Origin of the sequence: Erwinia sp. S43, assembly GCF_016624745.1 — a bacterium.
GTDB classification, from domain to species: Bacteria; Pseudomonadota; Gammaproteobacteria; order Enterobacterales; family Enterobacteriaceae; genus Erwinia; species Erwinia coffeiphila.
In genome coordinates, this window is sequence record NZ_JACVTX010000027.1 from 51843 (window position 1) to 77863 (window position 26021).

The 26021-nt window shown below is 53.6% G+C and carries 21 protein-coding genes; 7 read left to right on the forward strand and 14 right to left on the reverse strand.

What is annotated here, in order from left to right; translation table 11 throughout:
- Window positions 1-2: 2 nt before the first annotated feature.
- The 5 genes from IBT47_RS22460 to licT form a co-directional block, all read right to left on the reverse strand.
- On the reverse strand, window positions 3-377 hold the full coding sequence (locus tag IBT47_RS22460) for an ArsC family reductase (RefSeq protein ID WP_200545566.1): 375 nt from the start codon (window positions 375-377) through the stop codon (window positions 3-5).
- Window positions 378-510: 133 nt separating this feature from the next.
- Window positions 511-1434: an AEC family transporter gene (locus IBT47_RS22465; RefSeq protein WP_200563133.1), complete on the reverse strand. Its 924-nt coding sequence runs from the start codon at window positions 1432-1434 to the stop codon at window positions 511-513.
- Window positions 1435-1542: 108 nt separating this feature from the next.
- Window positions 1543-3015 (reverse strand): glycoside hydrolase family 1 protein, encoded by a 1473-nt coding sequence (locus tag IBT47_RS22470; protein ID WP_200563134.1) that lies wholly within the window; start codon window positions 3013-3015, stop codon window positions 1543-1545.
- A 10-nt stretch (window positions 3016-3025) separates the two neighbouring features.
- The gene (locus IBT47_RS22475; protein ID WP_200545563.1) at window positions 3026-4933 is read right to left on the reverse strand and encodes a beta-glucoside-specific PTS transporter subunit IIABC; all 1908 of its coding nucleotides are present in this window, start codon (window positions 4931-4933) and stop codon (window positions 3026-3028) included.
- Between the two features lie 105 nt (window positions 4934-5038).
- On the reverse strand, window positions 5039-5884 hold the full coding sequence (gene licT, locus IBT47_RS22480; RefSeq protein WP_200545562.1) for a BglG family transcription antiterminator LicT: 846 nt from the start codon (window positions 5882-5884) through the stop codon (window positions 5039-5041).
- Window positions 5885-6473: 589 nt separating this feature from the next.
- On the opposite strand from licT, the gene IBT47_RS22485 reads away from it, so the two are divergent.
- From IBT47_RS22485 to ypfM, 3 genes are all read left to right on the forward strand, one after another.
- Window positions 6474-8093, forward strand: a complete 1620-nt coding sequence (locus tag IBT47_RS22485; RefSeq protein ID WP_200563135.1) for a carbohydrate porin — start codon at window positions 6474-6476, stop codon at window positions 8091-8093.
- Between the two features lie 254 nt (window positions 8094-8347).
- The gene (locus IBT47_RS22490; protein WP_105593268.1) at window positions 8348-8542 is read left to right on the forward strand and encodes a hypothetical protein; all 195 of its coding nucleotides are present in this window, start codon (window positions 8348-8350) and stop codon (window positions 8540-8542) included.
- Between the two features lie 177 nt (window positions 8543-8719).
- Window positions 8720-8779 carry a protein YpfM gene (gene ypfM / locus IBT47_RS22495; protein WP_101505280.1) on the forward strand — a complete coding sequence of 20 codons (60 nt, stop codon included), beginning with the start codon at window positions 8720-8722 and terminating at the stop codon, window positions 8777-8779.
- 93 nt (window positions 8780-8872) lie between these two features.
- Here the strand turns inward: ypfM and acrD are convergent, their stop codons facing one another.
- From acrD to narQ, 3 genes are all read right to left on the reverse strand, one after another.
- Window positions 8873-11986, reverse strand: coding sequence for a multidrug efflux RND transporter permease AcrD (gene acrD / locus IBT47_RS22500; RefSeq protein WP_200563136.1), 3114 nt, complete (start codon window positions 11984-11986; stop codon window positions 8873-8875).
- Window positions 11987-12218: 232 nt separating this feature from the next.
- Window positions 12219-12848 (reverse strand): response regulator, encoded by a 630-nt coding sequence (locus tag IBT47_RS22505; protein WP_200563137.1) that lies wholly within the window; start codon window positions 12846-12848, stop codon window positions 12219-12221.
- Entirely contained in the window at window positions 12845-14596 is a 1752-nt protein-coding gene (gene narQ / locus IBT47_RS22510; RefSeq protein ID WP_200563138.1) for a nitrate/nitrite two-component system sensor histidine kinase NarQ, read from the reverse strand. Before narQ ends, IBT47_RS22505 begins: the two co-directional genes overlap by 4 nt.
- 245 nt (window positions 14597-14841) lie before the next feature.
- On the opposite strand from narQ, the gene IBT47_RS22515 reads away from it, so the two are divergent.
- The 3 genes from IBT47_RS22515 (at window position 14842) to nudK (ending at window position 17609) form a co-directional block, all read left to right on the forward strand.
- Complete coding sequence (locus IBT47_RS22515) at window positions 14842-15117, forward strand: DUF1471 domain-containing protein (RefSeq protein ID WP_200563140.1); 276 nt, start codon at window positions 14842-14844, stop codon at window positions 15115-15117.
- Window positions 15118-15453: 336 nt separating this feature from the next.
- Window positions 15454-16920 (forward strand): L-asparagine permease, encoded by a 1467-nt coding sequence (gene ansP, locus IBT47_RS22520; protein WP_200545558.1) that lies wholly within the window; start codon window positions 15454-15456, stop codon window positions 16918-16920.
- A gap of 110 nt (window positions 16921-17030) precedes the next feature.
- Window positions 17031-17609 carry a GDP-mannose pyrophosphatase NudK gene (gene nudK, locus IBT47_RS22525; RefSeq protein ID WP_200563142.1) on the forward strand — a complete coding sequence of 193 codons (579 nt, stop codon included), beginning with the start codon at window positions 17031-17033 and terminating at the stop codon, window positions 17607-17609.
- A 58-nt stretch (window positions 17610-17667) separates the two neighbouring features.
- Here the strand turns inward: nudK and IBT47_RS22530 are convergent, their stop codons facing one another.
- Genes IBT47_RS22530 through IBT47_RS22555 form a run of 6 tightly spaced genes read right to left on the reverse strand, consistent with a single transcriptional unit; the run spans window position 17668 to window position 23369 of the window.
- Window positions 17668-18618 carry a spore coat protein U domain-containing protein gene (locus IBT47_RS22530; RefSeq protein ID WP_200563144.1) on the reverse strand — a complete coding sequence of 317 codons (951 nt, stop codon included), beginning with the start codon at window positions 18616-18618 and terminating at the stop codon, window positions 17668-17670.
- Complete coding sequence (locus IBT47_RS22535; RefSeq protein ID WP_200563145.1) at window positions 18615-20999, reverse strand: fimbria/pilus outer membrane usher protein; 2385 nt, start codon at window positions 20997-20999, stop codon at window positions 18615-18617. The genes IBT47_RS22530 and IBT47_RS22535 overlap by 4 nt, the downstream gene beginning before the upstream one ends.
- Window positions 21000-21001: 2 nt before the next feature.
- Window positions 21002-21787 carry a molecular chaperone gene (locus IBT47_RS22540; protein WP_200563146.1) on the reverse strand — a complete coding sequence of 262 codons (786 nt, stop codon included), beginning with the start codon at window positions 21785-21787 and terminating at the stop codon, window positions 21002-21004.
- Window positions 21788-21793: 6 nt separating this feature from the next.
- Window positions 21794-22303 carry a spore coat U domain-containing protein gene (locus tag IBT47_RS22545; protein WP_244913742.1) on the reverse strand — a complete coding sequence of 170 codons (510 nt, stop codon included), beginning with the start codon at window positions 22301-22303 and terminating at the stop codon, window positions 21794-21796.
- Window positions 22304-22308: 5 nt separating this feature from the next.
- Window positions 22309-22872 (reverse strand): spore coat U domain-containing protein, encoded by a 564-nt coding sequence (locus IBT47_RS22550; RefSeq protein ID WP_234472056.1) that lies wholly within the window; start codon window positions 22870-22872, stop codon window positions 22309-22311.
- Between the two features lie 50 nt (window positions 22873-22922).
- Entirely contained in the window at window positions 22923-23369 is a 447-nt protein-coding gene (locus IBT47_RS22555) for a LuxR C-terminal-related transcriptional regulator (RefSeq protein ID WP_200563148.1), read from the reverse strand.
- A 1019-nt stretch (window positions 23370-24388) separates the two neighbouring features.
- On the opposite strand from IBT47_RS22555, the gene IBT47_RS22560 reads away from it, so the two are divergent.
- Window positions 24389-25477, forward strand: a complete 1089-nt coding sequence (locus IBT47_RS22560; RefSeq protein WP_200563149.1) for a DUF1176 domain-containing protein — start codon at window positions 24389-24391, stop codon at window positions 25475-25477.
- Window positions 25478-26021 lie beyond the last annotated feature (544 nt).

The window sequence follows — 26021 nt, forward strand, 5'->3', positions numbered from 1 at the left end:
AATTAACACTTCTCCTGAATAAACTGCTGATACGTGGCTTCACTGAAGCCCAGCAGCATAGAGCCGTCTGCGGCGCAGAGCAACGGGCGTTTAATGATTGCGGGCATTGCCAGCATCAGTTCCTGTGCGGCTGCTGCATTATTCACCGCTTCGCGCGTGGCTTCATCCAGTTTGCGCCAGGTAGTACCGCGCGTATTCAGCAACGGCTCCCAGCCGAGAACCGCAATAAACTGGCCCAGCAGCGCCGCGTCCAGCCCGTCGGCACGGTAATCATGGAACCGATAGTCGGTATTGTTGGCTTCCAGATACTTGCGCGCTTTTTTAATGGTGTCGCAGTTTTTAATGCCGTACATGGTCAGCGTATTTTCAGAGGTCATAAAACTCTACCTGTCATCGGGAAACGTTCAAAAAGGTATTATTCCACAGAATCACGCTGTTGGGATGGCGGAATCGCTATATGTATCAAGGATTGCCGTCCGAAAAATCCATCGGGCGGCCGTTGAGGCGCACTTACCCAATAAGATAAATACAGAGCGAAAGCGTAATCAGCGAACCGAGGGTGGACAGCAGAATCACGCGAGATACAACGGACGCTTCACGCCGGTAGTATTCCGCCAGCATAAATGGACCGGTGCCGGTCGGCAGAGCACTGAGCAGCAGGGCCGTTTTAGCCCACAGCGGCGGCAAGTGAAACACATAAAAGGCGAGGACCCAGGTCATGAGCGGGTGAACAATCAGCTTTATCCCGACCAGCTGCATGGAACCTCTGCCGGACCCTGTCTGCCTGTGGGCTAAAAACGCGCCGAGCGAAACCAGCGCGCATGGCGTGGTTGCCGCACCCAGCATGGTCAGAAACTGCAATAAAGCGGCAGGAAGTTCAGCCCCGGAAACGCCCCAGCACGCCCCCAGAATAGGCGAGACCACCAGCGGGTTTTTACACAGTGAAATCAGCACTTTTCGCGCCGCCTGATGCCAGCTGCTTTCCGTTTGCAGCGCAACTTCAATGCAGATAACCGACAGGGAAAATAGCAGGCAAACCACAATCAGCGTGGCAATCAGCGCGGGTTCAAGGCCCGCAGGTCCGGCGACCAGCAGGCAGAGCGGGATGCCGATATACCCGGTGTTGGCATAGGAGGCACTCAGACCATCGAGACTGGCTTCGGCGAGGTTTTTCTTTGCCCGAAAGCGTATTAAGAGCGTAACGATAAATACCGACAGAGTGCTCAGACAGAAAACGGCAATAAACTGCGGATGCCAGATCTGGCTCAGGGTTGCCGTCGCCGTTGATTTAAACAGCAGGGCAGGCAGGCAAAGCCAGACCACAAAACGGTTAAGCTCGGAGGCCGCCGTGGCTCCCAGACGCAGGGTTTTACGGCAGACATAGCCAATCAGGATCAGGGCAAAAATAGGCAGCAGGACGTTGATGACAATCATTAACTCAGGTATCCCTGAAAATCAAAATACTCAAATCAAAAACTGCACCTTACTCCGTCGAATAACCAACGTTTGGGGTGCAGTCCATGTAGCGTGCTTTCCTAAGAATTAATTGCTCAGGTCGGAACCGTTAGAGGCAATGACCTTTTTATACCAGTAAAAGCTCTTCTTACGCGAGCGCGCCAGCGATCCATTTCCCATATCGTCCTGATCGACATAGATAAAGCCATAACGCTTTGACATCTGTGAGGTGCTGGCGCTGACCATATCGATAGGCCCCCACCAGGTATAGCCAAACAGCTCAACGCCGTCAGCGATGGCTTCCTGCATCTGCTCAATATGCAGGCGCAGATAATCAATGCGGTAGTCATCATGGATTTCGCCATTCGGCTCGACCTTATCCACAGCTCCCAGGCCGTTTTCAGCCACGAACACCGGCTTTTTGTAGCGGTCATAAAGCTGATTCAGCGCCAGCCGCAGGCCTTTCGGATCGATCTGCCAGCCCCAGTCGCTTTCCGGCAAATGCGGATTGCGGATGCCACCGGTGATCAGATTGCCTTTGACCCCTTCCAGCCTTTCCGGGTGCGCGCTGATGGTGCTGGACATGTAGTAGCTGAACGAGACGAAATCAACAGGATACAGCTTGAGAATTTCCTCATCGCCGCGTTCAATCTGTAACGTTACGCCTTTAGCGGCCAGCATTCTTTCCGTCCACGCCGGATAAGCACCGCGCGCCTGCACGTCGCTAAAGAACAATGACACGCGCTGGGCTTCCTCACAGGCCTGCAGATCGTCCGGATGGCAGGTATGCGGATAGAGGATCTGGTAGCTGATCATGCAGCCGACCTGTGAACCAGGGATGATTTCGTGGCAGGCTTTGGTGGCGAGCGCGCTGGCCACAAACTGGTGGTGTGCACCCTGATATTTGGCCTGCTCAAGGTCAGGGTGGTTCTCTTCAATCACGCCGACGCTGACGTACGGATGGTGTTTAACGCAGTTGATTTCGTTAAACGTCATCCAGTATTTCACTTTTTCCCGGTAGCGGGTGAAAACGGTGGTGGCAAACTTCAGGTAAAAATCAATCACCTGGCGGTTTGGCCAGCCGCCGTACTCTGTTACCAGCGTCAGCGGCATTTCATAATGAGAAAGCGAAACCACCGGCTCGATCCCGTGGGAGCGCAACGTATCGAATACCCTATCGTAAAAGGCCAGACCTGCCTCTACCGGTTCGGCTTCATCCCCACGTGGGAAAAGGCGTGTCCAGGCAATCGACATGCGGAAACACTTGAATCCCATCTCGGCAAACAGCGCAATATCTTTCTCATAGTGGTGATAATAGTCATTACCGCGACGCTTGGGATAATATTTTTTGCTGTCAGGATTTTGCGCTTCGGCAACCTGCGCATGGGTCATTCCGGCCCACTGATCGAGCCAGCGCTCTTTCGGTGAATTAATATCAAAAATGAAAACATCAGAGGCAGACAGGCCCTTACCGTCAACATCAAACGCGCCTTCAAGCTGATTGGCCGCGGTGGCGCCGCCCCATAGAAAGTTATCGGGGAAATTTTTAGAGAAAGTCATTATTTACTCCTTAAGCCGCAACGGAAAGTTTTAAGAATTCTTCCTGTGATTTAATATCGCCCTTCGCCATCAAACTAATATCGCCATAGCGTTCGGTATTGGTGACAATAATAATTACGCTTGGGTCGATATCGTTTTTAATTAATGCATCTAAATCGAAACGAATAAGCGGATCGCCGACTTTAACGTCCTGACCGTCTTCAATCAGTCGGGTAAAGTGCAGGCCTTTGAGCTTGACGGTATCAATGCCGATATGAATCAGGATCTCTGCGCCGGAATCACTTTCCAGCGTAATCGCGTGGTTGGTAGCAAAAACCGAACCGACTTTGCCGTTTACCGGGGAAATCAACACGCCTTCTGAGGGATAAATAGCGATGCCTTTACCGAAAACCTCATCCGCAAAGACCGGATCGCTGACCTCATTTAACGGCATCAGCCTGCCGTCTATCGGGGCGAAAAGACGCTCATCTTGGCTGATGATGACATTGCTTACTCCGGCCTTTAGCGTTTCTGCGTTGCCAGAAGGTGGCGATTTTTCCGGTGTTGTCTTAGCAGTGTCGCCGTCAGCTTTTTCTTCAAAACCAAGCAGTAGCGTGGCGGTAGTGGCAACGCTGAAGGCAACGGCAAGGCTCAGCAGCGCCCAGCCAAACGTTGGCCCGACCAGCGCCGGCAGGCCGGGTAAGCCGCTCAGTGCATAGGCATAGGCTTTCACGCCGAAGAACAACGCTACGCCACCGCCGCAGGCTCCGCCGATTAACGCAGCTGCAAAAGGACGTTTGAAACGAATATTAATGCCGTACATCGCCGGTTCCGTCACTCCCATCAGCGCACTGAATGAGGTCGAAATGGCCAGGCTTTTGGTTTTTTTATTGCGGCTGCGCAGGAACACGCCAAAGGCTGCACCCGCCTGGCCAAAGTTCGCCACGTACATAATAATCTTGAACGGATCGTAACCCAGCTTGCTGATGTTATTGATAATGATCGGTACCAGAACATAGTGCATACCGGTAATAATCATCAGCGAGAGCGTGCCGCCAACGATGATACCTGCCAGTGGCCCCATATTTTCGACCAGCCAGATAATGCCGCCGGATAAAGCGTTACCTACGGTAATACCGGCCGGGCCAATGAAAATCAGCATCACCGGTGCGACGATCAGCAAGCTGATGAGCGGCACGAACATGGTTTTTACCGCAGAAGGGATAATCTTATTAAAGAACCCTTCCACGTAGCTGAGCAGCCATATTGACAGAATAATCGGGATGACCGAGCCCGCGTAGGAGACGGCAGAAACCGGGATATCGAAGAAGGTTACGGGATCGCCCGACTTCAGCAGCGTGACCAGCGTGGGGTGAAACAGCGTTGCCGCCAGCGCTACCGAAAGGTAAGGGTTTGCGCCAAATTTTAACCCGGAACTGTAGGCGATAACGATCGGCATAAAGTAAAAAACGCCGTCGCTGATGGCCGAGAGGATCAGGTAGGTTTGGTTAGTATTCGCCACCCAGCCGAACGAAATAAACAGCGACAGCAGGCCTTTCATTATCCCGGCCCCGGCAATTGCCGGAATGATCGGGGAAAAAATTCCGGAGATAATTTCCAGCGCTGAAGAGACAGGATTACGGCGCTTTTTCTCTTTACCTTCGCCTTCCTTCGCGTCGTCGCTCTTTTTAAGATGCGGCAGTTCCGCCTGGATGGCGCTGCAGATCTGCGTGACTTTGTTACCAATGATTATCTGAAACTGATCGCCAGATAAATTGACACCCATGACGCAGTCTAAATTTTCCAACGCATTGCGGTCTACCTTACTGTTATCCTTAAGATAAAATCGCAGTCGGGTAATGCAGTGAAACAGTGAAACGATATTATTCTCGCCACCCAAATGTTCAATAATCTGTTTAGCGCTTTTTTGATAATCCACGGAAGGTTATCTCCAGATAAAGACCGTAGCGGTCAGTAAGACAATTGCCGGTTAAACCGGACACCTTTCTCCTTCTGGGGTTTGCCTGATTGAACAGTAACAAGCCTAAATGGAAGTTGTATGACGTTTTACAATATTATAAATATGTACCGTTAAATAGAGTTTTTCAGAATTGGTCATGACATGACCGTAATTCTTTTTGGTGAATTCGCCGATCGCGTTGACGCAGCTATAGGCTTTCTCATGTTTATTATTCGAAAACTCAAACAGGTCATCGTCGTCATTTTCAATAATAATGCCGCCGATAACACGTTGAGCAAAAAATTTCACGTGTGTAATAAAACGCTGCCAGGCGATCCCCTGCTCGTCGAAGGTAATGCCGAACCAGTATTTTACAATGCTCTGAATTTGATGGATAAGTTTGGTTATTTCAATAATCTGTCCATCGGGTGCCTGCATCCCTGAGTTAACAATATGCAATGCAATACTGCATGCCTCGGAGTCCGGCAGTAGCAGCCCGGTATAGGAAGCAATTATCGCTAATGCCTGATGGCCAACAAGATACTCCTTGCGGTAGAAGTGTTTAACTTCCCACTGTAAGGGAGAAACCAAATCCATGCCGTTTTTATTACGCTGGATAGCAAAGTTTAAATGATCGGCCAGCGAAACATAAATTATTTCGCTAAGCGGGTAGTTCAGTGAAGAACGGGCCAGATTAACGATATCATCCGTCAGCTGAATGATTTCAACGGGCACTTCATTCAGCAGCACTTTGAAGCGGTCATTCACCTTGTCATCATGTAGATGAAATGTTTTTTCGACATGGGCAACATTCACTTCATCACCCACGCTGGCGTTAAAACCCAGAGCTTTCCCCGTTAGGATAACTTCGACACCATTAGAATCCAGAGAGCTGACGACATTATTATTAAGTATTTGCTTTATACGCATCAGAAACTCCAAAAACAAAAACGGGCAAAAAAATATTTGAATCCAGAATAAATCTGGTTCCGCAATATTGTTTTGCCCGCCGAACGGTAACAAGCTTCATGCATTTAGCGAGACACTATAGCGCAACGCTGCGTCAGTCAATATAAGTAAAGTCTTAGTACAATCTTTGTCTTCAAAGTGTGATTTGGCGCAAGTTTCGTGCTCAGCACAAACCCCTGCCTGTACTTTTTATGAACAAGGATGCCGTCTGGAATGCATAAATTATCCACTAACAGCCAATATCTACCTGTAAAAGTGATAAAGGTCACACCTGAAGAATAATTTAATTGAAAAAGTAAAATGCTATGTTTAGGGTTCCGACTCGTTGGGCGTTACTGATATTAATCAGGCGCTACTTTCTCAGATTTAAAGTTTATTAATTAGTATCACAGGGCGTCACTTTCAAAAGGCGAAACCTGGCGGAGCGTAACGATTCGTTACCAGCTCCGTCAGGTTTTTTTTTTGCTAAAAATTCCGTTCGGGGCGTTTGAGTTAAATTCCGATGCGGAAGTTTAAGACGAGTTTTCACCATAAGTTCTGGGGTTTTAAAATGAAAAAATACAAAATCAAACCGATTTGTATGCTGGTCGGCGTTGCGCTGTTTTCTGCTCACGCAACTTCATCTGAATTATCCATTGAGCAGCGATTAAAGATTCTGGAAAAAGAACTGTCTGATAATAAAAAAGAGCTACAGGCAACGCGGGAAGAATTTAATCAGTACAAAGCCAATGAAAATAACGCGAGAAAACAGGCGGTTCTGGTCGATATGCCGATGGCTAAATCCGCAACCACCGGCGTTAATCATCAATCTGCGAGTCACAGTACGCTCGCTACTACACCGGCGAAAGATAATGGCGAATTGAAGCTTGCCAGTGAGCAATATACGCTGAAAGATCTGAGCGACTATGTGAAAGATGATATTGGTTTTACCTACGCAGGGTATTTCCGTACCGGGTGGGGGACGTCATCGAATGGTTCACCAAAATCCTGGGCAATTGGTTCACTGGGGCGACTGGGTAATGAGTACACCGGATGGTTCGATCTGTTGCTGAAGCAGCGCGTGTATCGCGAGGGCAATAAAAGCGCCACGGCTATCGTGAAGTTTGACGGCAACGTCGGGCAGCAGTATGCCACCGAGTGGTTTGGCGACGACGCCAGCAATGAAAACCGGATGCAAATCCTGGATATGTATCTGACCACCAAAGGGTTCCTCTCCTTTGATGAGAACGCTGATTTTTGGGTCGGTAAGCATTCACTGGCACCTTATGAAATTAAAATGCTGGACTGGAAAAGCCATCGTTCGGGTGCCGGTGCGGGGCTGGGGGTAGAAAACCTCAATGCCGGATGGGGAAAACTTGACCTGGCATTAACCCGCGAAGACTTTAATCTCTACACGCGCGACTATTCTGCCTCTCATCAGGTGAATACCAATCAGGTTGAGGTCAGATACAAGAACATTCCGCTGAGCGAAGGCGGCGATCTGAGCCTGACCGCGAAGTATATGATGGGCAATAAAGATGAGACGCAGAAGTCGGGAGAAAGTGACGGCAGCTACTTCAAACTCAAAGATGCCTTCCTTGCCAGTGCTATTTTTAACCAAAAGTTTGGTAAAGGCAGCTTCAATGAGTTTACTGCCCAGCTGGCCAGCAACTCGATTGCCAGTAACTTTTCACGGTACGCTTCATCCAACCCGTTTGGTGGTTTGAACAACTACTACTATGGCGATCATACTGATGGGCTCGCCTGGCGATTGATCTCTCAGGGTGAAATGTACCTTGGAGAAAAGATTATCCTGGCCAATGCGCTGGTCTACTCTTCCGGCAATGATATTTTCAGCTATGAGACGGGTGCCCATTCCGATTTCAACAGCATGCGTGCGGTCGTGCGGCCTTCCTGGATCTGGGATAAATACAATCAAACCGGCGTGGAGCTGGGCTATTTCACCCAGACGAATAAGAATGCCAGCGGCACCTCATTTGACGAATCAGGTTTAAAAACAACGCTGTATCATATGTTTAAAGTTGATACCAGTCTGCTGAACTCCCGGCCGGAGATCCGCTTCTACGGAACCTGGCTGCGCGTGCTGGATAATGAACTGGACCAGTTTACCTTCCCGGACCAGAAGAAAGATCAGTTCACCATCGGCGTTCAAACCGAGGTTGGCTGGTAACGATTAACAGAAGGGACGGCGAATGCTGAGCAAACCACCGGTACGGTTATCGGTGGTTTTCTTCCTCTGTTAATCAATTCCTTATCGCAGATCGGGGGCACGCAGAACTTTTGGTGCCCAGAAGGTAAACTCAGACATTCGTACCCTTCTGTTTTTTGTGGGATTCATCTATATTCGGAAGAATGCAAAGCAGGATAATAGCTGCGAGCAAAACATCTTCAGGGTGAAGGCCCATTTTCAGGAGGAGGGGAACCATGAACTATTTGAAAGAGTCCGCAGTGCATGCGGTAGAAGAAACCCAGTCCACGATTATTCTCACGCGGAAGAAAAAGACCCGCTGTGAGGAGTTTGCGCACGTCGTTGAAGCCGTGATGCGGGACTATCCTGATGCCAAAACGCATATCGACAGCGAAAGCGGTGGTTACGATAAGATCATCATTCTGAAGTAACCGAGCTGGTGGCCCCCAGAAGGGGCCAACGTTAGCCGTTGATCAAATTGTGCACTCCAACACAATTCCCGCAGAATTCTGCTATCAATGGTTTCCTCGATAGCAGTAAATGAGATCTCCGTCTATTCTTCTCGCCAAATTGCTTCTAAAATAGCCCCACAAAAAAGAGAGGCTATGATGATCGACTTGGAATTAGGGAACTGGAAAGACTTTATCGAAGCAATGTTACGCAAGTAATTCGCTCTGCTAGAGAGAAGCATGGTGGCAAACCAATCCGCTTTATCTTCAGTAACCCGTATTAAAAAAGGCAGCCATTCGGCTGCCTTTTGCTTATTTTAGCTTTTCTTTCAGCGGGAAGCGTCGCCGCACCAGCATGAAGAATAGCGGCACAAAGAAGATGGCCAGCACCGTGGCTGATATCATTCCGCCCATCACTCCCGTCCCTACCGCGTGCTGGCTGCTGGAGCCCGCACCGCTGCTCGTCGCCATAGGGAGCACGCCGAAGATAAACGCCAGCGAGGTCATCAGGATCGGGCGCAGGCGTTGGCGGGAAGCCTCAAGCGTGGCTTCGATCAGATCGCTGCCGCGCGTGTTGAGCTCGTTGGCAAATTCAACAATCAGAATGGCGTTCTTCGCCGACAGCCCGATCACCGTTAGCAGCCCGACCTGGAAGTAAACGTCATTTTCCAGCCCGCGCAGCCAGGTCGCCACCAGCGCGCCAATCACTCCCAGCGGAACGACCAGCATGACCGAGAACGGGATAGACCAGCTTTCATACAGCGCGGCCAGGCAGAGGAACACCACCAGCAGCGAGAGAGCGTACAGTGCCGGTGCCTGTGCCCCGGTCATACGCTCCTGCAGCGAGGCACCCGTCCACTGAAGGCCGATACCGGTTGGCAGCTGACTGACCAGGTTTTCCATGATATCCATCGCCGTACCGTTACTCACGCCAGCGGCGGATTCACCGACAATTTCTACCGCCGAGTAGCCGTTATAGCGTTCCAGACGCGGCGATCCGGTTTCCCAGCGCGAGCTGGCAAAGGCGCTGAACGGCACCATCTGCCCGCTGCTGTTTCTGACGTACCATTTATTAATGTCGTCCGGCAGCATGCGGTACTTCGCTGCGGCCTGAACGTAAACCTTTTTCACCCTGCCGCGATCGAGGAAGTCGTTAACGTAGGTGGAGCCCCAGCCGGTTTGCAGCGTGCTGTTAATATCGTCGAGCGATACGCCCAGCGCCTGTGCCTTGCGCTGGTCGATATCAATGCGCAACTGCGGGCTGTCATCCAGTCCGTTGTGGCGCACGCGAGTCAGCGATGGGTTATTTTTCGCTTTCTCCAGCAGCGTGTCGCGCGCGTTCATCAGCGCCTGATGCCCCAGTCCGGCATGATCCTGTAGCTCCATATCGAAACCGGCCGAGTTGCCCAGCCCGGTAATCGCAGACGGGCTGCTGGCGATCACGCGAGCTTCGGTGATGTTTTCAAAGGCTTTGGTTGCGCGCTCGATGATCGCAAAAGAGGAGTTCTCACTGCCTGCACGCTCCTTCCAGTCTTTCAGGCGGACGAAAAGACGCGCGACGTTTTGCCCGTTGCCGCCGGGGCCGGCACCAACGGTGGCGAACACGGAAACCACGTTATTTTTCTCAGAGGTCAGATAGTAGTGTTCAACTTTCTGCACCACCTTCATGGTTTGCTGCAATGTGGAACCGGAAGGCAGCTGTACCTGGGTGGTGAAAATCCCGCGATCCTCCAGCGGCAGGAATGAGGTGGGTAGGCGCAGGAACAGGAACGCCATAATCGCCATCAGCGCCAGATACAGCACCAGCCAGCGCCCGCCTTTAGCCAGAATGCGGCCAACTCCGCGCTCGTAGCGTTCGGCATTGCGATTAAACATGCGGTTAAACCAGCCGAAGAAGCCACGACGGCCGTGATGATGCCCCTGCGCCAGCGGTTTAAGCAGTGTTGCGCACAGGGCAGGGGTGAGGATCATCGCCACCAGCACCGACAGCACCATCGCCGACACGATAGTGACAGAAAACTGGCGGTAGATCGCCCCGGTGGTGCCGCCAAAGAAAGCCATCGGAATAAACACCGCCGACAGCACCAACGCAATGCCCACCAGTGCGCCCTGAATCTGCCCCATCGACTTACGCGTGGCTTCACGCGGCGACAGGCCTTCCTCACTCATTATTCGTTCAACGTTTTCCACCACCACAATCGCATCGTCCACCAGCAGGCCGATCGCCAGCACCATCGCGAACATCGTCAGGGTGTTGATGCTGTAGCCGAAGGCGTAGAGCACGCCAAAGGTGCCAAACAGCACCACCGGCACGGCAATGGTTGGGATCAGCGTGGCGCGGAAATTCTGCAGGAACAGGTACATCACCAGGAATACCAGCAGCACCGCTTCAAACAGGGTTTTCACCACGTCTTCAATAGATGCTTTAACAAACGGCGTAGTTTCAAACGCGATTTTGGCTTCCAGTCCGTGTGGGAAGTAGCGCGACAGTTCGTCAAGGCGGGCGCGGACCAGCGTATCCGTTTGCAGTTCGTTAGCGCCGGAAGCCAGCTTCACGCCCAGCCCGGATGCAGCCATGCCGTTATAGCGGCTGAGGTAGTCATACTTCTCGGCACCCAGCTCCACCTGGGCCACATCGCCCAGTGTCAGCACCGAACCGTCGGTGTTAACGCGCAGGGTGATATCGCGGAACTGCTGCGGGGTTTGCAGCAGCGACTGGGAATTGACGGTGGCATTCAGCGCCTGTCGATCAACGGACGGCAGCCCGCCGAGCTGACCCACGGCAACCTGGCTGTTTTGTGATTCAATTGCGCTGACCACATCGCCGGTGGTCAGCGAATAGTTAATCAGTTTATTGGGGTCCAGCCAGATGCGCATCGCGTACTGGGAACCGTAGGCATCTACCTGGCCAACGCCGTCAATACGGCTCAAAGGGTCCTGAATATTACTGGCCACGTAGTCGGAGATATCCTGCTTGTCCATGCTGCCGTCGGTGGAGACAAAGGCCACCATCAGAATATTGGTATCCCCGGTTTTATTCACCGTTACGCCCTGGGACTGCACATCCTGAGGCAATTTTCGCAGCGCGGTTTGCAGCTGGTTTTGCACCTGCTGGCGCGCTTCATCAGGATTGGTGCCCGCTTCAAAGGTGAGGGTGATAGTGGCCTGGCCGGTATTGCTGCTCTGCGACGACATATACATCAGGTTGTCGATGCCGGTCATATTCTGCTCAATGACCTGAGTCACGGTATTTTCAAGCGTTTCAGCAGAGGCGCCGGGGTAGTTTGCGGTAATACGAACGTTAGGCGGGGCCAGGTCGGGGTACTGTTCTACCGGTAGCGACATAATCGCCAGGCCGCCGGTAAGGCAGAGAATAATCGCCAACACCCAGGCAAAAATGGGGCGGTCGATAAAAAAGTTCGCCATTGCAAGCTCCGCAGCTGATTATCGGAATAGAAAGAAAAAGAATTCACCAGCCAGATCCGTTTGGCGCTGAAATGAGGCGTCCGGTGCGGAGCGGATTTATCAACCGATTCAACAGGCTCCATCGATTCACCACTTTACCTGCCTGGCCGATCGAAATCGTGGAGAAATTGAGGAGAAAGTGTAAATTAGCGTGGAAAATTACAGGGGATTATTTACTTCCTGACGCATTGTGTCACTGATGAGACTCCAGCCAGAGCACGGTGGCGGCAACCCGCGAGCGTACGTTAAGTTTACGCAGCACGCTGCGGATATGTACTTTGACCGTTTGCTCGGAAATCGACAGATTCTCAGAGACTTCTTTATTCGACAGGCCGCGCGCCACCTCTTTCAGCACGTCCAGCTCACGAGCGGTGAGGATCGCGAAAGGATCGCCCTGCCAGGCACGGTTTTCCCGCCAAAGCTGCATGGTGTTGCTGAATGCCTGCCCGCCTTCGGCAACATTAATAATCTGCGCCAGCATCTGCTCGGGTTCGCCGTCTTTCAACAGGTAGCCATCAACGCCCGCATCGAGAAGGGTAAAGAAGTCGCTGCGGCTGTCGGAAACGGTCAGGATCACCACCCGGCAGGGGATCGATTCACTCCGCAGTATCTGTAATGTCTCCAGACCGGAAAGCCCCTTCATATTGAGGTCCAGCAGCACCAGATCCGGCTGTATCTGCCGCGCCAGCGTCAGCGCTTCCGTGCCGTTACTGGCTTCCGCAACCACCTGAAAACGGCTGTCCAGCTGCAAGAGCTGATGCAGACCGCGACGCATCAGCGGATGATCGTCAACGATTAATACGCGAATAACTGTGTCGTTCATACTTCACTCCCTGAATGTGCGGATGAGGGTATCGGGTCTGCTGCGGCAGGCAATACACTTTCTGTGGCCGGCATAAATTGCAGTGCGACGCAGGTGCCACCGGTTTCGCCGCGCGTGATACTGAGCGTGCCGTTCAGCCTTGCTGCCCGTTCATGCATGATGGTCAGCCCGTAGTGATCCGGAGGTTCCTGCTGGCTGGCAATACCAACACCATCGTCCATAACGGTAATGTTCAACTCGCCCTGGTCATCACGACGGGTAACGACGGTTATATGTTGTGCATGAGCGTGACGAATGGCGTTGAGCAGCGCTTCGCGAACGATTTGCAGCACGTGGATCTGCTGCTGGGCCTGTAGCTGCCCGTCAATATCGCACTGTAATACAATCGGCGCGTCGCTTTGCGGGCGCAAAGGCAGAATCACCTGCTCAAGCGCCCGGGAAAGGCTGGCGGGTTCAATCGTCAGGCGGAAGGTGGTCAGCAACTCACGCAGCTGTCGGTTGGCGGCGGTCAGCGCCTGTTCAAACTCGGCCACCACCGTTTGCGCCTGCGTGGCGTGCGGTTCAAGCGTTCGTTTCAGGCGCGCAATCTGAATACGTAAAAACGTCAGTGACTGGGCCAGTGAATCATGCAGTTCACGAGCAATTGTCGCGCGCTCCTCAAGCAGCAGCAGCGTTTGCACCTGCTGCTGCGCCTGCCACAGTTCCAGTGCGTGAACCAGCAGGGAAGCGACCCCCTGCATCAGTCGCGGTTCGCTGCTGTGCGCCTGCCAGCGCAGCAGGCCACACGGCTGCGGCTGGTGGCTGAGGTAGAGAGGAATGGAATGCCACGGCAGCTGTGGATCGCTGTGTCCGGCGTGCAGTTCGCCAAAGTCAGGCACGGAAAACTCTATACAGTTGAGTCGCTCATGGCGCAGTACCAGCGCCAGCGTGAGTTGAAATGCTTCGCGGCCTTCCACACTGCGGCTGAGCCGCTGCGAGCAGGCATACAGCAGAGTGAGGCGTCGATTGGCCTGGGTCAGGCTTACCGTTTTTGCCCGCACCGTCTGTGACATCGCCGTCCATGACTTTTCCAGTTCACCGGACATGCGCGTGAAGGCGCGCGCCAGGACGCCAAGCTCATTGTCGAGCTCGGTACTCAGCGGCGGCAGGGTAAAACGGGTCTGTTCAACGGCTTCGCTGGCGCTGAGTAGCTGCCTGAGCGGCCCGACGATTTTTAGCCGAATATGGCGCAAGGTTACAATCACCAGCAGAGCAATGGCGGTGAATCCCAGCAGGCAGGTCAACGCCACGATGCGCATTTTCAGCTCAGCCCAGTGCTGTAACGCCAGTACAAAATGGTCAATCTGCACCACGGAATGAATAATCCGCGCAACATGTTCAGCGTTAACCTCCGCGCGGTTGGAATTCAACGAGGGTTGCAGCTGCTGCCAGGATGAGAGCAGATCGTGGTAGCGCTGGCGGACGGCATCCGGCACATAAAACCGGTCAAGTGACTGTAATGCCGGGGCCAGCAGCGTTTGCTGATACTGATTGATATCTTCAGACTGCTGGGCGGAATGTGAGGTGATGTCCCACGCCAGCCTATAGCTTTGCATCCGCAGCGAACCGGCCAGATTAATGGCTTCCGCATCGCGCAGGCTGCCCGACAGCGTCAGCAGCGCCAGTCCACTGGAACAAATCGACAGCAATACAATAGCGAAAAGCGTACGCGCGATGCTGTGGGTGACGGAGCGTTTGACTGATGGCATGCATTTATCCTTAATTTGCGTAGGGATATTGTAACCAAAGAACCGTTTTATCTGAAGCCACCCTGCACCGTGATTCATTTTCTGTTACATCCGGCTTGTTCATGCACATTCCCTGACACTAGCTGGCGTAACGCTACGCTGTGCTGACAATGCTTTAAAGCTTTTACCCACGGCTCACTCTGCTTTTCATTGTATTGGTAATAATTAGCTCCGTAACTAACCCGTACCGTTTGAGGAGCACCAAAATGAACAAAACTATACCCGCACTGATCGCGGCGACCTTATTAGCTGCGACCTCTTTCTCTACGCTGGCTGCAACGCCGGTTGACGGTAGCCAGGCCATGAATATGCAAAGTATCGGTAGCGTCTCCGTTTCCGGTGTCCGAGGTTCGCTGGATGATGCAACCCATCAGCTGGCGAAAAAAGCGGAAGCGCAGGGTGCCAGCCACTATCGCATCGTTAGTGCCGACACCCCGGGCGACTCCAGCCTGTGGAGCGGTACCGCGGAGATTTATCGCTAACGTTTTTACCCTGTAATACCCCTATCCCTGTGTAGTCCCTGTGTAGTCCTTAGTGCCATCACTAGCCGGTCGCAAATTGTGACCGGTTTTTTTATGCGCCACTCGACAAAAATTACAAAACCTCACGATTTCGTCCGCGGATTTTTTGCGTCGACCTGACAGAACGGTTAGGATGCATCGCCGCAATTTCCCGCGTGTCTTTAAATATAACTACAGTGCATCGGGTAAGTACTCAAAGTTGCAGCAACCGACGCAATCGTTTGGTCGGAGCATAAAAATAACAGGATACCAGGACGGGTAACCGCATCACTTGTGGACAGGACAATAGGATAGAAAATGAAAGCTGATAAAGTATCTGGCGCAGAAAAACGCGCTGCCAAAAGACGTTGGTTAAATTCGCAGGATTCTGGCTATAACAAAGCGATGGACAATCGCCACGTGCAGATGATTGCTATCGGTGGCGCAATCGGTACGGGCCTGTTTCTCGGTGCCGGTGCGCGTTTGCAGGTTGCCGGTCCGGCGCTGGCCATCGTCTATTTAGTCTGTGGTATCTTCTCCTTCTTCATTTTACGCGCCCTGGGTGAGCTGGTATTACACCGCCCGTCAAGCGGCAGCTTCGTTTCTTACTCTCGTGAATTCCTCGGCGAAAAAGCCTCTTACGTTGCTGGCTGGATGTACTTCGTCAACTGGGCGATGACCGGTATCGTCGATATCACGGCTGTTGCACTCTATATGCACTACTGGGGCGCATTCGGTGATGTACCGCAGTGGGTCTTTGCCCTCGGCGCGCTGGCTATCGTCGGCACCATGAACATGATCGGCGTACGCTGGTTCGCGGAGATGGAGTTCTGGTTCGCGCTGATTAAAGTGCTGGCGATCGCCATCTTCCTGGTGGTGGGTGTGGTGTTCCTCGGCAGCGGCAAGCCTCTGGACGGCAACGCGACCGGCTTCCACCTGATCACCGACAACGGCGGGATGTTCCCTAACGGCCTGATGCCTGCGCTGGTACTGGTACAGGGCGTGGTCTTCGCCTTTGCCTCTATTGAGCTGGTGGGTACCGCCGCCGGAGAGTGCAAAGATCCGAAAACCATGCTGCCGAAAGCGATCAACAGCGTGATCTGGCGTATCGGCCTGTTCTACGTCGGTTCCGTCGTACTGCTGGTACTGCTGCTGCCGTGGAATGCCTATCAGGCAGGCCAGAGCCCGTTCGTGACCTTCTTCAGCAAACTGGGCGTGCCTTACGTTGGCAGTATCATGAATATCGTGGTTCTGACCGCCGCGCTGTCGAGCCTGAACTCGGGCCTCTATGCAACCGGTCGTATTCTGCGCTCCATGTCGATGGGCGGTTCTGCACCGCAGTTCCTGTCTAAAATGAGCCGTTCGCAGGTGCCGTATGCCGGTATCCTGGTGACCGTCTGCGTTTACATCGTTGGCGTGTATCTGAACTACATCGTTCCTGCCAGCGTGTTTGAGATCGTACTGAACGTAGCGGCACTGGGCATTATCTCTTCCTGGGCCTTTATCGTGGTGTGCCAGATGCGTCTGCGTAAAGCGATCAAAGAAGGGAAAGCGGATGACGTCAGCTTCAAACTGCCGGGCGCGCCGTTCACCTCCTGGCTGACGCTGCTGTTCCTGTTCAGCGTGCTGGTGCTGATGGCGTTTGACTACCCGAACGGTACCTACACCATCGCATCGATTCCGCTGATTGCTATCTGGCTGACCGCCGGTTGGTTCTTCGTGCGTAAGCGTGCTCAGTCTCTGTCTGAAGAGCAGCATGCCGCAGCGGAAAAACTGATGAAGTAAACCCGCTGTTTCCCGGTCGGCGCTGTTTTCAGCCCGGCCGGTGTTTCAGATAGTTTTCCCTCTATACCCGTTCTATGATGACAGGCTCCTGATACCTTCACGGAGCCTGTATGTCCGCCAAGATCGACATCATCAAAAATAAAATCCTGTCAGAAAACTGGTTTGTCCTGCGTAACTTCACCTACGATTTGACCGCGAAAGACGGTGCGGTGATCCGCCACAAGCGCGAAGTTTACGATCGCGGCAACGGTGCGACGATCCTGCTCTACAATCGTGAGAAAAACAGCGTGGTGCTGACTCGTCAGTTTCGCATTGCCACCTGGGTGAACGGCAATCCCGATGGCATGCTGATCGAAACCTGCGCCGGGCTGTTGGATAACGACTCCCCCGAGGACTGCATTCGCAAAGAAGCCATTGAAGAGACCGGCTACGCGGTTGGCGAAGTTGAAAAACTGTTCGAGCTGTTTATGTCGCCCGGCGGCGTGACCGAGGTGGTACATTTCTTTGCCGCGGAGTACAGCGAATCTCAGCGCGACAACGCCGGCGGCGGCGTTGAGGATGAAGACATCGACGTGATGGAAATCCCTTTCCCGGACGCCTGGGCAATGATCAAAGATGGCCGGATCAGAGACGGAAAAACCGTCACGCTGCTACAGCACGCGCTGATCGCGGGCTGGCTCCATCTTTAATGCTCACGCGCATCGCCTTTAACAGGCTGGCTCCACTTTTAAAGAACGCGCATTGCCTTCAATAGGTCACCGTTACGGTGACCACATCGCTGTAGGTTCCTGCCGGTGGGCTGGTCTGGGTCGGGTTAATCGTCGCCGTATAGTTGATGGTTTGCGAGGTACCGCTGCCGGTCTGGCTGAGATTATTGGTGCTGGTCCAGGCCGCTCCCCCGGCCTGATAAAGCTGGTACTGCAAATAGTTATTGCCCGTGGTGCTGACCATCTGCCGCCAGTCGCCGCTGGTGGGAGTGGCGCTGGTAAGATTGACGCTGTAGCTGGCATTCAGCGTGCAGCGGACGCTCAGCGCGCTGCTGACGGTTTTAAACTCGGAGGGCAGGGCGGCGGAAGCGAATTCCACATCCGGAGCGCTGTCGATATAGCAGTCATTGATTACCGTCACCGTCACGGTGATGGTTGAGGTAGCATCACCGGTGGTATAGGCGCACAGCCCCAGTACGCCAAGAAAACAGATGCTGTAATGCCAGTTAATCGTCAGCGTATCGGTATAGACGCCAGCGGGAATGTTGATCCCGGCGCTCGATCGCAGATACAGCGGCAGCGTGCTGTCTGGCGCATTAAACAACCCGAGCAGCCCCAGCAGCGAGCGCTCGGTCCACGTAATCGTGCTACCCACGTTGTAAGTCGTGCCGCAGGCGGCATCTTTACACAGCGAATAGGGGATCGAGGCACCGGTCGCGCTGTACAACTGCGGCGATGTGCCGACGGGATGCTGTGAACTGCTGATGGTGGCGGTCACCGTGTTCTCCGCCAGCAGGGACACCAGGCTGCCGCTGGTACAGGCGAAACCGCTGCCGGTCGTAATAGTTTGCGCGCTGCTGGCAAAAGTAAAGGCGCTGATGCCGCCAAAGGTCGAAGTACTCGATGAGGCGCTACAGGCCGCATAACTCAGGCCGCTGGTCAGCAATAGCAGGCCGGCTAACAGAAGTCGCAGGGTCGCGTGCATTTTCATGGCTGTTTTTCCGCTGAAGAATTGTCCGGGCAGACAAAAGTGGCGAACAGGGGCGATGTTTTACCCGATGCATTTATCTTAAAGTCGTGACGGCAGCTTCCCTGCGGCAGCTTCACGACAATTTCATTGCTGGCTGCCAGTCCGCTAAGCCAGACTTTTCCGCCGTAGCCGACCAGGGTGGTTTGCCCGCTGTGGGTTTCCATCACCGGTGTTCCTACCGGCAGCGGCTGCTGCTGCGCGTCGAGCAGCGTCAGGCTGGCTGAACGCACCGTGGTCACCGGGAATTTCACCAGCGTGCCGCTGCCTTCTCTTACCGCCACGCGGGATTCAATCTGCGGAAGCGAGGCATCCAGCGGCAGATCGAGCGGATCGATAGCCACTTTCGACGGATACCAGGCGCTGACCCAGGGGATAAGCAAGTGGCCGCGATCGTCGGTTTTACCGGTCAGCTGATTCTCAAAGGTGACCGGCACGTCGGGATAGCCGTCGGTACTGACCAGGATAAAAGCATCGTTAACTTTGTTGGTGGCAAACAGCGCGTTGTCCATCCAGATGACGGAACCACTGAGATCTGCCCACTGGCTGTTATTGTTCGATTCGCCGTAAACGCCGCCGCTTAGCGTGGCCTGGCTGAACTTCCAGCTGGCGTCGGCCTGATAGTAGTCGCTGTTGCCGTTGGCATAGGCGAGGTTCCAACCCAGTCCGCCGCTGACCGGCGCGCTGCGGTTAAAGTTAATGCGCTCACTGTAGTCGCCGCTGGTGCTGCGCTGTACGCCGGTGCTCAGGCTGGCACCCGATTCCAGCGGTACGATCACCTGCACCTGCGCATTATAACCCTGCTCGCCGAGGGTTTTGTTCAGTGCCAGGTAGAGGCTGCTGGAGCCCCACAGGCTGCGGCTCCATGACAGGTTTGCCAGCCGCGTACGACTGTTATCGCTGGCGCGAATATCGAAATAGCCCAGCCCGACGGTGCCGCCGCCCGCGCCCAGCGGCGCGAAGCTCAGCGTGGCCTGATCAGCCTGTCGGCTGAGCTGGGTGGCGGTTTTCCATGTACTGATATCCGTGTAGTTTTCACTGCGCTGCAGGTGCTGCATCGCAAGACCGAAATAAGAAGTGTAATAGGAGTAGCCAACCACGTACTGGTTGCCGCTGTCATCCGCCCGGCTCTGGCTGACCGCGCTACTCAACGTACCCCAGCGGCCCACCGCTACATCGCCGCCGATACCGCCAAGCTGAAGCCCCGGGCGGCCTTCCGCGTGCAGAGACAGAGTAAAACTGTTATTCAGGCCATAGCGCCAGATGCCGCTGGCTGCCGCATCGCCGTAGTCTGCGCTGCGGATGCCGTAGTTTTGCCGCAGTGCGCCCGCGGTTAAATCGAAATCGCTCAGCCCTTCGCGCAGCAGCTGGTTGGAGACATAAAACGGCACGCTGGTGGAAACCTGGCGGCCCAGCGCATCGGTGGTCACCACCGTGGCTTCCCCGGCACCGTTGATATAGGGCACGTTGGTGAGGGTAAATGGCCCGGCGTTGATACTGCTGCTGCTGGCCTTGTAGCCGTTAATAAACAGATCGACGCTGCCGGGCAGGGCGGCGTTGCCCGACCAGTTGATCAGCGGGTAGGTCACCAGATCGGGGCGCACGCTGAAGTTACGTGCTACACGAAGCCCGCCAAGCCGGGTTGAGTTGCTCCAGGTCAGCGAGTTATTGATCACATCACCCGCCTGCCAGGCAATCATATTGGCTTCATCGTTGTACTTCCACAGCGTGTCGTAGCGCAGATAGCCATCGGCGGCATCGTCGCTTTTCCCCGACCACCAGCTGCGCCAGGTACCCGTATTGGATAACGCCCCTGCGGTGCCGAACAGGCGCTGTTCCAGCCAGGTTGCGGTATAGCTCTGGCCATTTTCACTGTGCAGGCTGTAGCTGTCGTAGTTCAGCAGCAGGCCGGTAGAGCTTTGTGCAGGGGTAAAACCGAGCAGGTTGTTACCCGATATATTCTGCAGCGGCAGCCAGTTATCCGGCACCGTCAGCACCAGCTGCTGCTGCGTACTGTTATAGCTGGTTTTCACCTCGGGCAGCTGAGTGACATCAATCAGCCCGGTCTGGCCGCCAATGCGAACGTGGTTCCGCGTCAGCGCTCCTGCCTCAACCAGATAGTGTTCGCCGCGCGCCTGTACCGGGACGATCTGGTCGTCCGGCTGGCCGTTCACCACCAGCGTCAGATAGAGCGTATAGCTGTCGGTATTGCTCATCGCCCTGGGTGCGGCGGGGATGGCATCATATTCAGCGGCATACAGGCCGCGGGCATCCGGCATCAGGATGATTGCTATCGCCACCGTCAGCCGGGTCAATTTCAGGGCGGCAGGGGTGCGTTTTCTCATACTTAGTTCGCGGCCTGAATGGCCACCGGAGTCGTATTATCCGCCAGCTGAGCGTAGAGGGTCTGCCCACCGGAAGGCTGGCGCTTAGCAGGCAGCGGGAACGACATCTTTTGCCCCGGCAGCACATAACCCAGGAAGCCCTCGGACAGCCGCAGTGAGGCCTGCTCCGGTTTATTGCTGCTGCCCCAGAATACGTTACTCAGTCGGGCATGAACCACGCCCTGATTACGCACGGTGAGCCAGGTTTTGCCCTCGCGCTGGCTGAACGTCCAGCTCAGCTGCGGGCGGGTGGCCGTGCTGGCATCGCGTTTGCGATCGGTGCGTTCCTGGGTCCACAGACCTTCACCGTCCAGGAACAGCGGCAGCAGATAGCGCATTTGCAGCTGAAGCCCGGCATGTTCCTGCATCTCTTTCGGCAGCGAGCCGGGCAGTTCATCAATCACGATACGGTAGGATTGTTCACGACCGGCCGGAACGGTCACGGTGCGCATCAGGCGAATAAGCTGGCGCTTTCCCGGCTCGACGGTAGCAAAAGGCGGACTGGCAATGACATCCTGCTGATCGGCGTAGCGATCGCGCTGATCCTGCTGCTGCCAGCCCAGTACACGAACCTGTAGGTTGACCGGATAGCTGCCGCGATTCTCCAGCCACAGCGCAGACCCTTGCTGATCGGCTTCAATTACCTGGTAAACCGGCCATACCAGAACTGAGCTGGCGGCCAGAGCAAATTGTGGACACAGCGCGGTCAGCCAGAGCGCGCAAAATAACAACCCTGTTTTGAGTTTCATGTTTTTTTACCACGTTAGAGTCACGGTAACCGTATCGTTATAGGTGCCGGCGGCCGGAACGGTGCCGGAAGTCAAAAGTCGCGCATAAACCGGAAAGGTCTGGGTTGTTGCCGGGAACGAGGCAATGCTGTAAGCCAGTGCCCCGGTTCCCCATACGGTGCTGCGGCTGGCATCCCGATAGAGCTGGTATGCCAGCTTGTTGCTGCTTGTGCTGTTACTCAGATAGCGAGCGCTACTGGTGCCGCCGTTCAGGCCGTAGTCTAGGGCTATCGACATGGCGGTGCCCGGTGTACAGGTCACCACCACCGAACCGGCCCCGCTGCTGCTTACCACATCCACGTTGCTGCTGAGGTCGCCCACGGTGCCAAAATCGATAGTCCCTAACTGAGTCGTGCTGGCCGTGGTACTCCCCAGAATGCAGCCGTTGGTAATGGTGGCTGAAACGGTAAAGGTATCGGTAACGGTGCTGGCAGTGCTACAGGTTGTCACCAGTAGCAGAACGCTACAGAGGCGCACGTTGATTACCAGGCCAGAGTGGCGATCACGGTATCAACATAGGTTCCGGCCGCCGGAGAAGTATTGCTACCCTGGTCGGAAGGCAGAATACGACCGTAGATTGGGATGTTCTGCGCGGTGCCGTCAGCCGTCAGGCTAATGGTATCGCCAGCTTCAATCTCGGTAGTACGGGCGCTGTCGGAGTAGAGACGATAAGGAACCCGCGTGGTGCCGCTGTCGGATGACACGCTGCGCACGGTGCCGTTGCCGTACAAACCACCGTCCAGCGTCAGCGTTGGGCTCAGGCCAGCGCTGCAGGTGACCGTCACGGCGCCGCTGCCGTCAGCACCGGTCACGCTGCCGTCAATGGTATATTTCAAATCGGCATAGGTACCGAAATCCAGCGTACCCCATTTATTGGTGCCGGTAGAACCATCACCATTACCGACGGTACACGCCGAACCGATAATAACCTGAACGCCAATTTCACCGGTTAATGAACCGGTGGCCGCTGCGGATACCGGTTGCATAGCCGCGCTGCTTAATAAAGCCGCAGTTAACGCTGATAATAACAGTTTGTTCTTTTTCATAACTATCCTCATTATCGTAGTGATGCCCATTGGCTTGCTGTGTATAACAATTAAAAGGAGTGATGCTGAACAGATAAATACTTCATCAGCTGCGGCATATCAGCGATGTTAAGCTTTTTCATTAAATTCGTTTTATGCGTATGAATCGTTTTATAACTGACATTCATCTGCTTCGAGATAGTAATGACCGTATTATTTCGCGCCAGTAGCCAGGCGACATTCAATTCAGCCATAGTTAATGGCGTGCGATAAGCGTTCTCGCTATTAGTTTGCATGTCCAGTCTCGGGCTGACCACGCTTTGAATATGGTCCTGTTGATTTAATCCCGATATAATGGCTGTTATATTATCTCTCTTCGAGAAATAGCACTGAGCACCCATACCCGTCAGGTATTTAACTAAACCCGGTTCTTCCACGCTGGTAAAAATAATAAGCTTCACTTTTCTCCAGTGGTGGCGATTCTCACGGATAAACTCTATCCCGGTAATAATATCCATGCCGCTGTCATAAAGCTCAGTGAAAACAATATCTACGTCACCTATCTCCAATAACAGTTGTAAAGCTGAAAATGATTTCAGATTTGCCAACAATAAATAGTTTGAAGACTGACTAACAATTTCACGTAACCCCGCGGTGACGAATGCGTCGGGGTCCAGTATTGCTACTTTTTTATCATCATACCGCCGACAACTGGTTAAGCACTGGCGTGCTGACTTTGCATTTATTTATAAGAACAATTTAGTTATAAAAATTTTTCTTTAACAGTCTTCATCAGTAAAAATTACAAAACGGATGTTTATGAAGGCTTGATGGGTATTTTATGTGAGAAAATCCTGGGGAAAGATCATTATGCGGATTAAAAAACCAGGTCGTGGCTTGTGAAGGGTTTGCTAGCAACATAGTTAACGTTAATTTAGAGAAAACTTTACATTTGAGAACATAGGAATGTTCCTAGATATAGCGTTGTCGGCTTATGAAGAGCAAAAAAACAGCGTAATCCCGTTATCAATAGCGTTTGGCTAGTGGTAATTATTAAGCATATTCTGAATTAGATCCAGTTATTCATATAACTAACTAATTAGTTTCCGTTGCTAACTATTTTTATGAGTTCCAATTATTGATGTATTGGCGAGTGATTCTTAAGGAAGATTGCATGATGTCCAGCGTAGATGCCGTACTGGTAGTATAAAAAATAGACGAATGAGGGCGGCAGGAACGCGATCCCGCTCCAGATATTGGCGGATTTATATCGTTAGCAGGAAATAAGGGTGAGGCTGTTCACAAATTAATTCATTATTTAGCCACCCGGGTGGCGGTTTGCCATTTTTCTGCTCTCGCCTGCGTGATAGCGGAGTTTTCTGGCATGGTTGCAGGGCGTTAACGGGTTAATCGCCACGCTGCTACAGTCCGATAAATCTGATTGAGGTACGACTAAAGTCCTACCATCATATTCCTACACGCTGATTGTGCGAGGTTACGCGATCGTTGATATCCCACCTTACCAGGGACTCCATCAATGTTTTACTGTATGAAGTGGTTGTCGCTGGCTCCCCTGTTCTTCACAAGCCTGCTGTGCGCACAGCCTTTGCAGAAGACATTCGATAGCTGGCAAATTAGCTGTAACAACCTGAACAGCTGCGAAGCGCGCAGCCTGCCCGGTAATAACGGTCTGGCGATGACTATTGCGCGGCACGCCGGACAGGATGATAGCCCCTTACTGAAAATTGATTACGGCAATCGCTATAGCGGTGAGCTTCCCGGCGGCGCATTGCAGGATAATCTGCTGCTGGACGGTCAACGAATGAGGTTAGATCTCAAGCACTGGCAGACTACTCCCAACCATCTCATCACCAATCACAGCATCTCAATTAATGAATTCATTGCCCAGATTATGGATGCTGATTCAATCCAACTGGTCTACCGCGCCGATGCGTCTATTCGTCTGAAGGGATTAAAAGCTGCGCTGCTGCTGATGGATGAGGTTCAGGGGCGGGTGAACAGCGACAGTGCCTGGATTCGGCGCGGCGATCGTCCGGTATGGGATGTACCCGCAGCCCCCGCAATACCGCAGATTTATCAACCTGAGCGCCCGCCGCAGCCGTTAACGCCGGATGAAACCCGAGGGCTGATTGATTTTGGCAGCCTGCATATCAACAGCGATAACTGTTCACTGGACGTGCAGCGACGCGAAGTGTCGGTGTCCCCACTGACGGATGACAAGGCGCTGCTGCTGGTGGGCTGTGAGATGGGGGCTTATAACATTATCGATTTGGCTTTTGAGGTGACGCGCCAGCCTCCTTATATTCCACAACACATTGCGCTGACGCTGCCGTTTGTTCCTCCCGATAGCAACGAGCGGCAGCTGGAGCCAATTAATGCAGAATATGATGCGGTAAGCGGTGAGCTGCTGACGTTCAGTAAAACGCGTGGCCTGGGGGACTGTGGCGTAGCTACGCGCTGGCAGTTCAACGGGCGGGAGTTCGTTCTTGCAGAGTATGCGCAGGAAAGTACCTGCGATGCCTGGAACAGCAGCGATCGTTGGCCGACGCTGTGGGTGAGTCGGGTGGAGAATCAGCCCAGCGGTAGCGTTGAGCTTGAGCCATAAAATTTGCTGTGGGCGGTAGTGCTTCGGGTTCAGCTTCTGCGATTTATACAGTTGTTGCTGTAGTTGCTGTAGTTGCTGTGTGCCTCGGGTTCAGCCTCTGCGGCGGGCGGGCGGTCCTCGCGCCACGCTTTGCGTGGTGCCTTCGGTTTCGGCAGCGGGCCTGTCGGATCGGCGTGGAGCGGGCGTCCTGCCCGCGCCCCGCCTGAGCCCAGCATCCATGCTGGTCTCTCCGGCCCCGCTGCCTGCACCTCAGCGCTGTGGATTGCCCGCCCGCCGCAGAGGCTGAATCCGTTCCAATATCTGAGTCGCTTTAATAATTCATCGTTCGGTCAGTTAGTTGGGTACTTCATATATATATCTTCGATTTTGATAAGCGCTGATGAGGGAATGTATTAGTGACCCACCCGCTTGTAAGTCTGTCTATCTGTACTCCGGCCATGATGCGTTCCGGGAATGTTGCCAATGAATCTGCCTGGCCCTCTCCGGCCCCGCAGCCTGCACCTCAGCGCTGTGGATTGCCCGCCCGCCGCAGAGGCTGAATCCG